The sequence below is a fragment of the Limnothrix sp. PR1529 genome, from assembly GCF_002742025.1.
Classification (GTDB): domain Bacteria; phylum Cyanobacteriota; class Cyanobacteriia; order CACIAM-69d; family CACIAM-69d; genus CACIAM-69d.
In genome coordinates, this window is record NZ_LIRO01000116.1 from 1 (window position 1) to 12,274 (window position 12,274).

The following is a 12,274-nucleotide window of genomic DNA, read 5'->3' on the forward strand; positions in this document are numbered from 1 at the left end:
GTGGGAACAAACCCAGATCACGACTCGATTAGTGGTGAGTTATTTCAACTGGATTTGGCAGCATAGTCGTTTCAAAACCACGGCTGCTGAACGAGCGGGATTAGCGACTAGGGCATGGACTTGGCATGACATTGCTACCTATCCCACATTAATCTGATTCACTACCACATAACCTTCGTGTCAGTTATGTTGAGGTGCTTTGAAACGTCAAAAGCGGGTGGCTTGATGGGGTTCCAGGTCGCTCAACAGGGGTTAGAAAATGGCCCGGAGAAAGTTTGGGCAAGGGGTCGCCAAGGGAGATCAAGTCTTGGCGTTGGCATGAGTGGTTGTTAAGGAAAGTAATGCGATTAATTTCAAAGATTGAAAAATTCTAACAAACAACAGCGCCTAAACGCGAAATTTTAGCACCCCCAAAGCAACCGCGACTGATATATTGCGAGTCTTTGAGCATTGCGGTTAATTTCTTTGGAAAAGTTTTGTACTGCTCTTAGGAAAACTTCATCAAGAGTCTGTAAACATATTGTAATTGCCTCGTAAATATTTTGGAAATGCTCAGGCAGTATTCAGAGATTTATTCTCTGGCTGGATACTCAGATCGTGGCTGATTGTGATGGCTAATGGTCTGGATTACCTCAATCTCTGAAGTGCGTGGTTACATGTTCAATTGGGCCACGAGTCGTTTTCGTCATCGGCTGTAATCGCGAGTTGTGACCGATGAACGCTAGGAGCGCCGATCGCTCAGGGGTTTCGCTGGGTGCAGCTTGGTTTAGCCCCTTTGAGCTTTGTGCTGGTTTTTGCGAGTTGAATCGGGTTTGTGCGAATACGGGAGAGCAATCATGGGGATGTTGGTAGCAGAGGGGCTGCAAAAGTCCTATCAAGTGGCCCTGAAAGCACCGGGGCTGCAAGGGACGATCGCCCACTTTTGGCGACGACGCTACCGCACGATCGAGGCGGTGAAGTCCGTGTCGTTTTTGATCGCCCCCGGCGAGGTGGTGGGGTTTTTGGGGGCCAATGGGGCCGGCAAAACCACCACATTGAAAATGCTGGCGGGGCTGATTTATCCCTCCGGCGGTCGGGTACGGGTGGCGGGCCATGAACCCTTTGCCAGAGAGTCGGCGTTCTTACATCAAATTGCCCTGGTCATGGGGCAAAAGCAACAATTAATTTGGGATTTGCCCGCCTGGGATTCGTTGCGGATTAATGGGGCGGTGTATGGCCTGAGCGATCGGGAATTGACCCAGCGGGTGGGCGAGCTGAGCGAACTGTTGGCGCTGGAGTCCAAACTGACGCAGCCGGTGCGTAAGCTGTCTTTGGGCGAGCGGATGAAGGCGGAGTTGCTGGCGGCGCTGCTCCATCGGCCGGCGGTATTGTTTTTGGATGAGCCGACCTTGGGGCTGGATGTGAATGCCCAGGCCAACTTGCGGGATTTCTTGCGGGAATATAACGAGCGCTATGGGGCGACGATTTTGCTTACGTCCCACTACATGGGCGACATCACGGCCCTATGCGATCGGGTGTTGTTGATTCATGAGGGGTCGTCGATCTATGACGGCAGCCTCTCGGGGTTGGTCGATCGATTCGCACCCTATCGGGAAGTGCGGTTAGAGTTGGCCCAACCGATGACAACGGCCCAACTTCAGGATTTTGGGGAGGTGGTGGCGATCGAGGGGCGATCGGTGCAACTGCTGGTGCGACGAGAGGTGCTGACCCCAACGATCGCCCGCCTGCTGGAGCAGTTGCCGGTGCAAGACCTGAGTGTGACGGAACCCCCGATCGAAGACATTATTGGTCAGGTGTTTCGCTCAGGCTCGGCGACTGAAGCGCAACCGGATCCAGCTTAGCGGCCGCCAAGTTCAAGGTCGTCAGCCGCTCATAGGCGCGATCGACCGACAGGGCCCCGCGCAAAAAGCCCACGCTGGCCCCCGGGCAGCAATGGGCCAGGTTGACCGGCGAAAAGCGATCGATCAAGGCCTGAACCGATCGCAGTTGGCGGAACCAATGGAAGGTTTTGGCGGTTTTGAGGGGCATCAACTCCCCCTGGGGCGTGGGCAACAGATGACGACCACTAAATAAAATGCCCCCCGCCCGATCGAGCCAAACGCAGGCCGAGCCGGGCGTGTGGCCCGGGGTCCAAATCACGCGCAGTTCTGGACTCAGGGTCACTTCTTCCCGAAACGTGGTTACCGGCAAATTGGGCAGCAGATAGGCCTCCTGTTCTTGCACCACCAATTCGCAGCGGGCGGCCGCGGACTGGGCGGCCGGCTCGCTCTCCTCAAGGGTTGTGGCCGGATTGCTGAAGGCCCGATGCAAGGCCCGCACGGTTTGCAGCGGGCCAAAGGAACTGCGGTGGGTAAAAATCCACCAACGTACTCCCCCATGCTGGGTTAAAAAATCTGCCGTTTCCTCGTGCCAAGGTGGACAATCGATCAGAATATTGCCTGGCAGTTGATGGGCTGGTTGATGAGCTGAAGAATGATCTGAATGATTTGAGTGATCTGATGAATTCGTTGGATCCGTTGGATTCGTCAGATTATGAACCGATTGAGTAGGATCATCAGTCGGTTGCTTGAACCCAGTCGGCTGATGAGCGGATGGAACTGATGAATTTGATGAATTGGCCGGTAGGCCACTATGGTCGGCCGAGTCAGCAGGGTTGATCGAGTTTCCTACAATGAAATAAGCAGTCCCGCCTAACGTGTCGCGGTTGGGCGGAAAGGCATAGATCGAATCGAAAACAGCCTGCGGTGGCTTGGGCATCAGATGATTGTTTGGCTAGTGTTGATCGGCATCGTCGCATATTTTATTGTCCGCCAGAGCGTTAGCGGCATCACACGCGCCTCCGTGTGGGTGTTGTGGTTGGTGATGATGGCTCCGGCCTTGATTTGGACGGCTTGGACGCTGGCCAATGGCCCCGGCCAGCCCGTGCCGCCCTGGTTGGCCCTGCCGCCGTTTATTGCCTGTCCGTTGATTTATGTGTGGTTGGTGCAACAAGGGCGATCGGCCCGGCCCCAACAGCCCACCAATGGGGATTTGGAATCCCCCATTTCGGTGCTGGCGGATCCCAGCAGTCCCGCCGAAGCCCTGGCCCTGGCCCAAGCCCTTGGCTCTGCCAAAATTTCGCCCCGCCTGCTCGATCGCACCGAAGAAGCCAGCCTGCAAGATTGCTTTCCCTGGTCGGTGTTTTACCTCAGCAGCGTGGAACATCGTCCCCAAGCGGCCCTCTGCTATGGGCAATTGCGGGCGGAACCGGCCCTGGCTTACCGGACGGTTTGCGACAAAATTCGCCAAAAGTTTAGCGATCGATTCCTGGTGATTTTCCAAGAAGGACAAAACGGTAAGCCCTTCTTTGCCCTGGTTCCGAATCCTCAGCGCACGCCCTTGGGCCAGGCCCTGAGCAAAGAACCGCCCCTCTGGAAACAGGTGGTTTGGTCGGTGGGGTTGCTGGGGTTGTCGCTGCTGTCCATGACCCTGATGGGGGCGGAGATGCTGCGGAACCCGAAGCTAGATTTGGTGCGAGATTGGGCCTTTATTCAGTCCGGTGCGCCCTACGCGATCGGGTTGTTGTTGGTTTTGGGGGCCCATGAACTGGGGCACTACTGGGCCGCTAAGCGCCATCGGGTGTCCGTTTCGTTGCCGCTGTTTATTCCGATTCCGGCCCTGCTGGGAACCTTGGGCGCGTTCACGCCCCTGCGATCGCCCATGCCCCACCGCCGCGCCATGTTTGATGTGGGCTTTTGGGGGGCGATCGGGGGGCTGTTGGTGGCCCTGCCCCTGTTGGTTTGGGGGTTGGCCCACTCCACGGTGGTGAATCCTTTGCCCGGCTCGGGGTTGCTGAATTGGCGCTCGATCGACCCTAGCTACTCCATCGCCCTGACCCTAATTAGCAAAGCCACCCTCGGCGCGGCCCTCACGCCCGGCAAGGCGATCGCCCTCCACCCGATCGCCCTGGCGGGCTACATCGGCCTTTGGTTAGGGGCCTTTCACCTGTTGCCCCTCGGTTCCTTGGATGGGGGGCGCATTGTCCGCGCCATGTTGGGAACCCAAGGAGCCATGCTGGTGGGACACATCACCCGATTTGCCGTGTTGGCCCTGGCCTTGGCTCGCAGCGAATTCCTGGCGCTGGCTCTGTTGGTCTTCTTTTTGCCTGCCATTAGCCAACCGGCCTTGGATGATGTGACCCCGCTGGACGATCGACGGGATGGATTGGGCTTTTTGGCCTTGGCATTGTTGGTATTGGTGGTGCTGCCTGCGCCGCGTTTGTTGCTGAGTTGGTTGAGCTAAGGGGTTGAGCTGAGTTAGTTGAGCTAAGGGGTTGAGCTGAGGGGCCGCCAGGACGCTGGATTGGCCACCGGCTACCACACCCAAGGACTCCCGGATTTAGGACGATCGCCTCCGAAACAATAGCTAGTCACTCGGTCAGAGCCGGGGATCAACATCGACTCGCAATTGACTCGCAACGGGTTCGGAGGCTGTCTACATGAGTTCTTCCCGCAGCAATTTTGGTGAAACGGGCGATCGGGGCCGGGCAGCGGTCTGGGTTCCGGCCCTGGTGGTTCCCTTGGTGGCTCCTCTGGCCTTGGCGGCCAGCCCCGCCCAAGCCGTGACCCGCGCCACAACCCCGGTTCCTTGCCCTGTGACCGAAGCGGGCCAACCCCAGGCCACCTGTGCCAGCTTGGCGGAACCCGAAGCCCCGATCGCCGCCGCCGAGGCCACCGACCGCGCCGATTTGACCTTTGCCACCGCCAACATCAGCACCGGGGAAGCGATCGGCCTGGAGCGCACCCTTGGGGGCCTCAGTTGGTTGCTGATTGCTTTGGGAACGGCTCCCTTGGCCATGACGGCGGCCCTCTGGTTGGGGCGGCGCAAGGTGGTGAATCATTTGGTGCAATCAGTGCGCCACAGCCTGAAGGATTTGGGCGATTTGGAAGCTCGGGTGAAGGTGGCTCGCCATCGGGCCGATCGCAGCCTGCAAGACCTGCAAGACCAGGTGGAACGCACCAAAATCTCGGCCGCCGCGTTGATTCATGAGCTGGAAACCCATGTGGCCGCCGTCAAGGGAACTGCCAACCAGGAACTAACCCAGTTTCAAGAACGGTTGGCCAGCGATCGCCGGGTTTCGCGTCACCAAATTGCGGAACTGGAGAAGGAATTTATTTCAAATATGCAAATTTTGGCGGGTCAAGCCGATCGCCAAAAGGCCTACATCATCCAAGAATTTACGCAAAAAGCGCCTCAAGAATTGCTGGCTTTGATTCAGCCGCAAATTCAGCAGGAATTGCGCACTTTGGTAGAGCAGTTGGTGTCTTTGCAGATGCAACAGATGCCGATGTTGGCTCCCACGGCGTTGCCCGCGAATGCCGATAATATTGCCGATCGGGCTGAACAACTGTTCCGTAACGGTGATCCGGAAGGGGCCTTGGCGGAATATGACAAGGCGATCGAGCAACAGCCGGACTGCTACGCCGCTTGGTGGGGAAAAGGGGTGGTTTTGGAAGCATTGCAGCGCTATCCAGCTGCGATCGCTGCCTACGATCGAGCCGTGCGCCTGAAGCCCGACAGCTACGAAAGTTGGCACAATCGCGGGCTGGTGCTGATGCGGCTGGGCAAATTTGAAGAAGCCGCCACCTCCTACCACCAGGCGATCGCCCTGAATCCCAATCACCCGGAACTGTGGCTGCATCAGGGATTAATCCTCAGTAAGTTGCAGCAAACCGATCAGGCCCTCAAGTCCTATAACCAAGCGATTTCCCTGAATCCCGATAGCCACGAAGCTTGGTATAACCGAGCCAATGCCCTGGCGCGGCTGCAACGGCCCCAAGAGGCCCTGCAAGCCTACGATCGGGCGATCGAGCTAAACGGTCAAAACGCCAGCGCCTGGCACAATCGCGGCATTGTGCTCACCCAGTTGGGCCAGTTTGCCGCCGCCCTCAGCAGCTATGACCAGGCGATCGACCTCGATCGCGCCGACCCGGAAACTTGGTACAGCCGGGGCAATGTGCTGGTGCGGTTAGACTGCTACCCCGAGGCGATCGAGTCCTATAACCAGGCGATCGCCCTCAACCCGCAGCATGAGCGGGCCCAGCGGAACCACAGCCTGCTGAGCGATCGCTTGGCCCAAGAGGCCGCCGCCCTGCAAACCGGTTAGCGCCCCTTTGCCTTGGGCCCGTAAGCCTGCCAAGCCAAATCCACCAGCCCGCCCATGGCCGCGATCGCCACGATCGGGCTGCCCTTGCGACCTTCCACGCAAATGTGGGACACCTGGGCATCGCGCAATCGGGCCTTGGTGGTGTCCACTTCCACAAACCCGGCCGGGGTGGCAATCACCAGGGCCGGGTTAATTTCTTCCGCCTCAATTAGTTCAATCAGTGCCAGCAGGGCCGTTTGCGACTCGCCCACCAAAAAGATGGCCTCCGGGTAACGCCGGGCCAGGGTTTGAATTCCCCAGGCGGCCTTGGTCAGGGCCTGTTGCGGCCGGACGATCGCCTCCGTGGCACAAAACACCGGATTGGCAAAGGTTGCCTGAATGGCAGGGGCAATCCCTACCTGCACCATCGGCACATCCACAATCACCGTTGTCCGCGCCGCCAGGGCCGCCGCACCTGCACTGAGCGATCGCTCGGAAAAACTCAGGCAACTGGCATAGTCAAAATCTGCGGTGGCATAGATCACCCGACGCACCATCTCGTATTCTGCCGGTGAACGATCGCCCCGATCGCCCAACTCCCGATCGATCAGAGCCAGGCTCTGTGCGTCCGTGATATGCCACTCCATCATCAACAACTCGTGCCAACTCAGCTTGGGCGGGCCATGGCCCCAACCCTGCTCTAATTTCACCCACCAAAGGCACGGTGGCAACGATCGCGATCGCCCCGATGCTGAATTGGAGCACCGATCGCTAGGAAACTACCGCTAAAAAACTACCGCTAAAAAACGACTGCTAGAAAACTATCGCCAGAAAACGACTGCTAGAAAACGGTTGATTAACCTGTAGCCCCAAAACAGGGTTTCGTTGCCTGATCCTAAGTTTCGGCCTCTGAAGGGGGGCGACCAAAGACCGGGGACAGGAAGGCCACCAATGCCCCGATCGCGAATCCGGCAATGTTGCGCACCAGGGGCAGCCAGTCCGCCGTGCGGGTCACCACCGGGCCAATGCCAAAGGCAATGAACAAAATGCCCCACAGCGGCGACAAAATCAGCGCCCATTGCCAGGAAATCCATTCGCCGGCCTTGCGCGGGTGGGCCGCAAAACCACAAATCACGCCGCCCAGCACCGAAGTCACCAGGGTTAGGATCCATTGCTCCTGAGGCAAACCGGGCACAAACTGACAGCCCCCTTGGCGCAGGCAACCCATCACCGATTCCAGGGATTGGACGATCGCCTGATTTTCCCCGTTTTCGCGCACAAAGAACTGGTTACCGTAGCGGGTTTGCAGCTCAATCCAAAAGGTGCGCGGAAAGACGCTATAAAAATCGCCACCCACATTGAAGTTCAGCAAGTTGCCCCCCCGGGAGTCGGCCACCACCAGCAGGGTCTTGTTGTCCACATCCCAAAACCGCTTCACGGCCAGGCCGGGCGTTTGGTCAAATTGGGTCAAAACACGCAATTTCCAGCCGGTTTCCGCCTCAAAGTCCGCCAGGGTTTGGGCGAGTTTTTGCTCTTGGCCACTGGGCAACTGGTTGGCCAAGTCCACAACGGTGGTGAACTCCTTGGGCAGCAGGTCGGGGTTGTCGAAGGCTTGGGCGGGGGCCGGTGCGGCGATCCAGGCGATCGCACAAAGCACCAACGATCCCAGCGTGGCCATCAACCACTGCGACCAGCGGCGGGAAACCAGTTGTGTTGCCTGTTGCATAGGGACGCGCTCCAAAAGCCAGGGCGGAAGGATGGGGGACAAAATCGAATGGGGAAAAGAACTGCAAACCCTTGGTCTGTGGGGCAATCAAGGGGCCGGAGGATGGAAACCGTTGATTAATCGCAACAGTTCTTTACAGTCTATTAATGTAACTCAATGGTAAGGATCAATCCCCACTACAGTCAATTGCCTGGGGCCGATCGCCCCGATCGGGACGGGGCACAGCAACTTCCAGCCATCGCCAATCGGGCATCATAGGGCCAGGCTTGTTTTTGATTGGGTTTGGGTTTGGGTTTGGCTAAATTTCGGCTGGCCCACGGGCCATGATTGGCCGCTAGATCAACCCGCTACGTTGCAAGGGGAGTAGGTGCTCGATGTCGTCGGTATGGCAATGGTTTGTGGCCGGTGGGGCGGTGATGGTTCCTTTGGCGGGTTGTGCGATCGCCACGATCGCCCTGGCGGTGGAGCGGGGCCGGTTTTGGTGGCGCTTGGCCCAGGAACAACCGCTCCTGATTCGGGAGGCGCTCGTGTTGTATGGGCGGGAACCCGATACCGATCGCACCCTGCGTTTGTTGCGATCGGCTCCAGAGGATTGGCCGATCGTGCAGATTTTCCTGGCGGCGCTCACGCTCGATCGCCCCACCCCCGAGGAGTTTCGATTAGCCCTTGACAGCGCCGCCCAAGCCCAACTGCCTCAACTCAAGCGGTTTGGTACGGCTTTCGACACGATCGTTGGCATTGCGCCCCTCTTGGGCCTGTTGGGCACAGTGTTGGGCTTGATGGGATCCTTTGCGGCCCTCCGCTGGGACAGCATCGGCTCCACGGGCGGCCCCAATGGCGCGGGCATCGGTTCGGGCCTGAGCGAGGCGTTGGTGTCCACGGCCACGGGCCTGGTGGTGGCGATCGGGGCGTTGCTGGTGGCGAATGTGTTTCGGAGTTTGTATCGGCGGCAGGTGGCGGCGATCGCCCAGCATTGCGGCCAGCTTGAATTGCTCTATCGTCATCATTGGGAAACCAATGGCGGGGTTCCCTTCGATTTAAGTTGACTGAAATGATTTGAGTTGATTGAAATTGTCTTGAATCGCTGTTGATTGAAATGATTTGAGTTGATTGAAATTGTCTTGAATCGCTGTTGATTGAAATGATTTGAGTTGATTGAAATTGTCTTGAATCGCCGTTGATTGCTGCTGATTACTGTTAATTTCTATTAATTCTCATGCCGCGTCGTCGCACAGCCAATCCTCAACCACGACCCTGTGAACTCTGCCAGGTTCTGTCATTGGTGCGCTATCGAATCCAGGTCGATCGCACCGATCAATGGGTTTTGGCCTGTCCCCGTTGCCAAAAACAGCAAAGCGCCACCAATCCGCACTATCGCTATGGCGGCACTTGGAAAGCTCGTTAATTAGACCTCTTGCGCGGATCAATGCATAAGCCCTCATCCTTAGCCCTCATCCTTAAAAGTCCTTGCCCAAGATGAGCTGATCAGCGGTCATTTTGTAGGTTGGGTTGAGGTACGAAACCCAACAGCAATAAGGTTCATGCTGATCTGCTGTTCAGAGATTCCAAGCGCAATGGGCACTAATCACAACCTAAACTTTCGCGGGTGCTGACACCGGTTTTTTGATTGATGCCGCTGGCGACTTTGCAAAGTTGGGCCACGTCGTACCGATCGATTAATGCATCGGTGAAGTCGGCTCCCTCGATCGTGGTGTCGGCCAAAATTGAGCGCGTAAAAATTGCCTCACGGGCGATCGCTTGGGTTAAATCTGCCCGTTCCAACACCGCGCGATCGATCAAAGCGCCCGTTAAATCCGCACCTTGCAGGTTGGCTCGCAGCAAGGTGGCTTGGGTGAGGGTGGCATTGCTCAAGTTGGCTCCCGCCAGATTGGCATCGCGCAAATCGGTGGCCAAAAAAGCTGCGCCCACCAAGTTTTCACCGGCAAAATTCTGCCCTTCCTGGTTGGTTTTGCTGTAGTTGCCCATCGCTTGGGCGGGCAAGGCTCCCAACAAAACCCACAACAGGGCCAGCCCCAACACCAGGATTAATCGTTTGCTGATGTTTTTACCAATGTTTTTACCAATGTTTTGACCGATGCTTTGGATTCCCAGGTTTCGGAGATTGATCATGGCCAATTACCGGTTGATGTCGTCGGAGGTCGCGGTGGAGAATTCCGGTTCGATCGCCCCGCGCCAATCGGGACAAGGATCGGTTCCTGACCAACCAAAGGGGTGAATGCCGCAAATCAGCCTTGCCCGTCGATCGCGGCTGTAACCGTAGGCGATGCCGTGATAGTTCTCGCAGCCCCGACAGACGGCCGGTTGATGGGGGGTGCTGGCTTGGCTAAACCCCAGTTGCGATCGCAGCAAGTAGCGTTGGTTTTGGGCCCGATGCCAACCTTCACAAAATCGCTTCATGCCCTGCGCATTGGCCCGCTGAAACAAATCGCGATCGGCCATGGTCGTCCTCCTATTCTCGATGCCAGGCGGTTTCACCGGGGCGATCAATCAACACAATGCCCTGAGCTTTCAGCTCGTCGCGGATCCGATCGGACTCGGCAAAGTTTTTGGCCTTGCGGGCGGCCGTCCGTTGGGCAATTAAGGCCTCAATTTCCGCATCACTGGGGCCGGCCGGGGTTTCCGTTGGGGTTTCCGCCGTGGCCACCAGGCCCAACACATCCGCCAAATGCACCAAGGTTCGCCACTGCTGGGCGATCGCGGCGGCATCTTGGGAAAATTGCCCCTCATGGACGCGCAGATTCTTTTCTCGGCGCAACTCCTTCGCCAGCTCAAACAGCAAGGCCAAGGCTTCCGGTGTGTTCAGGTCGTCATCCATGGCCGCCCGGAATCGATCGAGCGCCGTGGGGTCATAGGTGGGCGCACCGTTGAAATCCCCTAGCCCCTCGAACAACAGCCCCTCTTTGAGCGTGTTCCAAGCATTTTTGGCCGCCTCGATCGCCTCCCCCGTAAAGTCCATGGGCTTGCGGTAGTGACCTTGCAGCACAAACAACCGCAGGGCCATCGGGTGAGGCCCCTCCGGTGCATCCAACAGGGCGCGGATGGTTGTGAAGTTGCCCAAGGATTTCGACATCTTCTCGCCGCCCACGTTCACCATGCCGTTGTGCAACCAGAACCGGGCTAGGGAATGGCCCGTGGCCGCTTCCGATTGGGCAATTTCGTTTTCGTGGTGCGGAAAAATTAAGTCACCGCCCCCCACGTGGATATCAATGCTTTCGCCCAACTCTTGGCGCACCATGGCGGAGCACTCAATGTGCCAGCCTGGCCGACCGGGCCCCCAAGGGGACTCCCAGGCCGGTTCGTCGGGTTTGGCTCCTTTCCAAAGGGCAAAGTCGAAGGGATCTTGCTTTTTGGTGGTTTCGTCGTCCGTGCGGCCGCTGGCTCCGGCTTGCAGGTCGTCTAATTTGCGGCCGGAGAGCTTGCCGTAGTCCGCAAATTTACGCACTGCAAAATACACATCGCCCCCGGCCGCATAGGCCACGCCCTTGGCTTCCAATTCGGCAATCAAGCGCTGAATGCCGTTCAGGGTGTGGGTGGCGCGGGGATAGGCATCGGCTTCCCGAATGTTGAGCCGGGCCATGTCTTCAAAGTAGGTTTCGGTGTAGCGATCGGCGATCGCCTCCATGGAAACCCCTTCGTTTTTGGCGCGATTAAGAATTTTGTCGTCAATGTCGGTGAAGTTTTGCACATAGCGCACGTCATAGCCCCGCCATTGCAAAAAGCGCCGCAGGGTGTCCCAAACGATGTATGACCGGGCATGGCCCAAATGGCAGTGGTCATAGACCGTTACGCCACAGCAATACATCCGCACCCGACCCGGCTCGATCGGCTCGAAGGGTTCTTTGCGACGGGTGAGGGTGTTGTAAAGCTGGAGCGACATGGGGAATTGGAGGGGCGGTCTGACGGTCTAAGTGATCTAAACCAATGCTCGATCTCAAGGTTCGACCTCAAGGTTTGATCGGATGCCAATGTCGGGGATCGACCATGAATCGATCATGGATTGATATGGATCGATGTCGAGCAAGAGGGGCGATCGCGCTTATCCTATCCCAATCCTGAGGGCCCTAGCGCTTGTCGTCGGGGCGATCGATGCTGATTCAATTTTATGGGATTGCTTTCAAGGGATCTCTAATTTTCTCGCCTGGCCCGTCTTGGACTTTGCTCGCTAGTCTGCAACTTCAATGATTTTCTGGCGACCCGCTTGGCCAACTTTGATCGTGATTGCTGATTTGCTAACGCCTAAATGGGTCGCGAGGAGTTGAATTAACTCGCGATTAGCCTTGCCATCGATCGGGGGAGATTTTAAGAAAATGGTTAGCCCCCCATCGGCTTCTTCAACAATTTTCTGTTGTTTGCTGTTGGGTTTGACTTTTACGGCCAGTTTCATCATTAGTTTGCCGATTGAT

General features: G+C 57.3%; 12 protein-coding genes and 2 pseudogenes. 6 read left to right on the forward strand and 8 right to left on the reverse strand.

What is annotated here, in order from left to right; all coding sequences use genetic code 11:
* Positions 1–157: pseudogene (locus AMR42_RS21275) on the forward strand (IS1 family transposase); the annotation flags it as partial.
* 679 nt (positions 158–836) lie between these two features.
* Complete coding sequence (locus AMR42_RS15875) at positions 837–1,841, forward strand: ATP-binding cassette domain-containing protein (RefSeq protein WP_099534631.1); 1,005 nt, start codon at positions 837–839, stop codon at positions 1,839–1,841.
* On the opposite strand, the gene AMR42_RS20910 is transcribed toward AMR42_RS15875, so the two are convergent.
* Both AMR42_RS20910 and AMR42_RS21670 read right to left on the reverse strand, forming a co-directional pair.
* Complete coding sequence (locus AMR42_RS20910; RefSeq protein WP_199858219.1) at positions 1,783–2,319, reverse strand: MBL fold metallo-hydrolase; 537 nt, start codon at positions 2,317–2,319, stop codon at positions 1,783–1,785. The genes AMR42_RS15875 and AMR42_RS20910 overlap by 59 nt on opposite strands.
* A gap of 342 nt (positions 2,320–2,661) precedes the next feature.
* Positions 2,662–2,757 (reverse strand): annotated as a pseudogene (locus AMR42_RS21670) (MBL fold metallo-hydrolase); the annotation flags it as partial.
* Between the two features lie 3 nt (positions 2,758–2,760).
* On the opposite strand from AMR42_RS21670, the gene AMR42_RS15885 reads away from it, so the two are divergent.
* Entirely contained in the window at positions 2,761–4,281 is a 1,521-nt protein-coding gene (locus tag AMR42_RS15885; protein ID WP_099534632.1) for a site-2 protease family protein, read from the forward strand.
* A gap of 196 nt (positions 4,282–4,477) precedes the next feature.
* Complete coding sequence (locus tag AMR42_RS15890; RefSeq protein WP_099534633.1) at positions 4,478–6,145, forward strand: tetratricopeptide repeat protein; 1,668 nt, start codon at positions 4,478–4,480, stop codon at positions 6,143–6,145.
* Here the strand turns inward: AMR42_RS15890 and AMR42_RS15895 are convergent.
* Positions 6,142–6,771, reverse strand: a complete 630-nt coding sequence (locus AMR42_RS15895) for a precorrin-8X methylmutase (RefSeq protein WP_099534740.1) — start codon at positions 6,769–6,771, stop codon at positions 6,142–6,144. The genes AMR42_RS15890 and AMR42_RS15895 overlap by 4 nt on opposite strands.
* Positions 6,772–7,019: 248 nt before the next feature.
* Positions 7,020–7,802, reverse strand: a complete 783-nt coding sequence (locus AMR42_RS15900; protein ID WP_199291451.1) for a TPM domain-containing protein — start codon at positions 7,800–7,802, stop codon at positions 7,020–7,022.
* A 422-nt stretch (positions 7,803–8,224) separates the two neighbouring features.
* Here AMR42_RS15900 and AMR42_RS15905 point away from each other — a divergent pair, with 422 nt between their 5' ends.
* Positions 8,225–8,896, forward strand: coding sequence for a MotA/TolQ/ExbB proton channel family protein (locus AMR42_RS15905; protein WP_099534635.1), 672 nt, complete (start codon positions 8,225–8,227; stop codon positions 8,894–8,896).
* 170 nt (positions 8,897–9,066) lie between these two features.
* The gene (locus AMR42_RS15910) at positions 9,067–9,255 is read left to right on the forward strand and encodes a hypothetical protein (protein ID WP_099534636.1); all 189 of its coding nucleotides are present in this window, start codon (positions 9,067–9,069) and stop codon (positions 9,253–9,255) included.
* Positions 9,256–9,431: 176 nt separating this feature from the next.
* Here the strand turns inward: AMR42_RS15910 and AMR42_RS15915 are convergent, their stop codons facing one another.
* The 4 genes from AMR42_RS15915 to AMR42_RS15930 form a co-directional block, all read right to left on the reverse strand.
* Entirely contained in the window at positions 9,432–9,980 is a 549-nt protein-coding gene (locus AMR42_RS15915; protein ID WP_099534741.1) for a pentapeptide repeat-containing protein, read from the reverse strand.
* A 6-nt stretch (positions 9,981–9,986) separates the two neighbouring features.
* Positions 9,987–10,310: a hypothetical protein gene (locus AMR42_RS15920; RefSeq protein ID WP_199291436.1), complete on the reverse strand. Its 324-nt coding sequence runs from the start codon at positions 10,308–10,310 to the stop codon at positions 9,987–9,989.
* A gap of 10 nt (positions 10,311–10,320) precedes the next feature.
* A complete protein-coding gene (gene cysS / locus AMR42_RS15925) occupies positions 10,321–11,748 on the reverse strand; it encodes a cysteine--tRNA ligase (protein ID WP_099534637.1) in 1,428 nt (475 codons plus the stop codon).
* Between the two features lie 285 nt (positions 11,749–12,033).
* Positions 12,034–12,255 (reverse strand): DUF167 domain-containing protein, encoded by a 222-nt coding sequence (locus AMR42_RS15930; protein WP_099534638.1) that lies wholly within the window; start codon positions 12,253–12,255, stop codon positions 12,034–12,036.
* Positions 12,256–12,274 lie beyond the last annotated feature (19 nt).

Excerpts from the sequence above, each read along its gene's own strand:
- AMR42_RS15875 (WP_099534631.1), top strand. The coding sequence starts at position 837 with ATGGGGATGTTGGTAGCAGAGGGGCTGCAAAAGTCCTATCAAGTGGCC.
- AMR42_RS15885 (WP_099534632.1), top strand. The coding sequence starts at position 2,761 with ATGATTGTTTGGCTAGTGTTGATCGGCATCGTCGCATATTTTATTGTC.
- AMR42_RS15890 (WP_099534633.1), top strand. The coding sequence starts at position 4,478 with ATGAGTTCTTCCCGCAGCAATTTTGGTGAAACGGGCGATCGGGGCCGG.
- AMR42_RS15895 (WP_099534740.1), bottom strand. The coding sequence starts at position 6,771 with ATGGAGTGGCATATCACGGACGCACAGAGCCTGGCTCTGATCGATCGG.
- AMR42_RS15900 (WP_199291451.1), bottom strand. The coding sequence starts at position 7,802 with ATGGCCACGCTGGGATCGTTGGTGCTTTGTGCGATCGCCTGGATCGCC.
- AMR42_RS15905 (WP_099534635.1), top strand. The coding sequence starts at position 8,225 with ATGTCGTCGGTATGGCAATGGTTTGTGGCCGGTGGGGCGGTGATGGTT.
- AMR42_RS15910 (WP_099534636.1), top strand. The coding sequence starts at position 9,067 with ATGCCGCGTCGTCGCACAGCCAATCCTCAACCACGACCCTGTGAACTC.
- AMR42_RS15915 (WP_099534741.1), bottom strand. The coding sequence starts at position 9,980 with ATGATCAATCTCCGAAACCTGGGAATCCAAAGCATCGGTCAAAACATT.
- AMR42_RS15920 (WP_199291436.1), bottom strand. The coding sequence starts at position 10,310 with ATGGCCGATCGCGATTTGTTTCAGCGGGCCAATGCGCAGGGCATGAAG.
- cysS (WP_099534637.1), bottom strand. The coding sequence starts at position 11,748 with ATGTCGCTCCAGCTTTACAACACCCTCACCCGTCGCAAAGAACCCTTC.
- AMR42_RS15930 (WP_099534638.1), bottom strand. The coding sequence starts at position 12,255 with ATGAAACTGGCCGTAAAAGTCAAACCCAACAGCAAACAACAGAAAATT.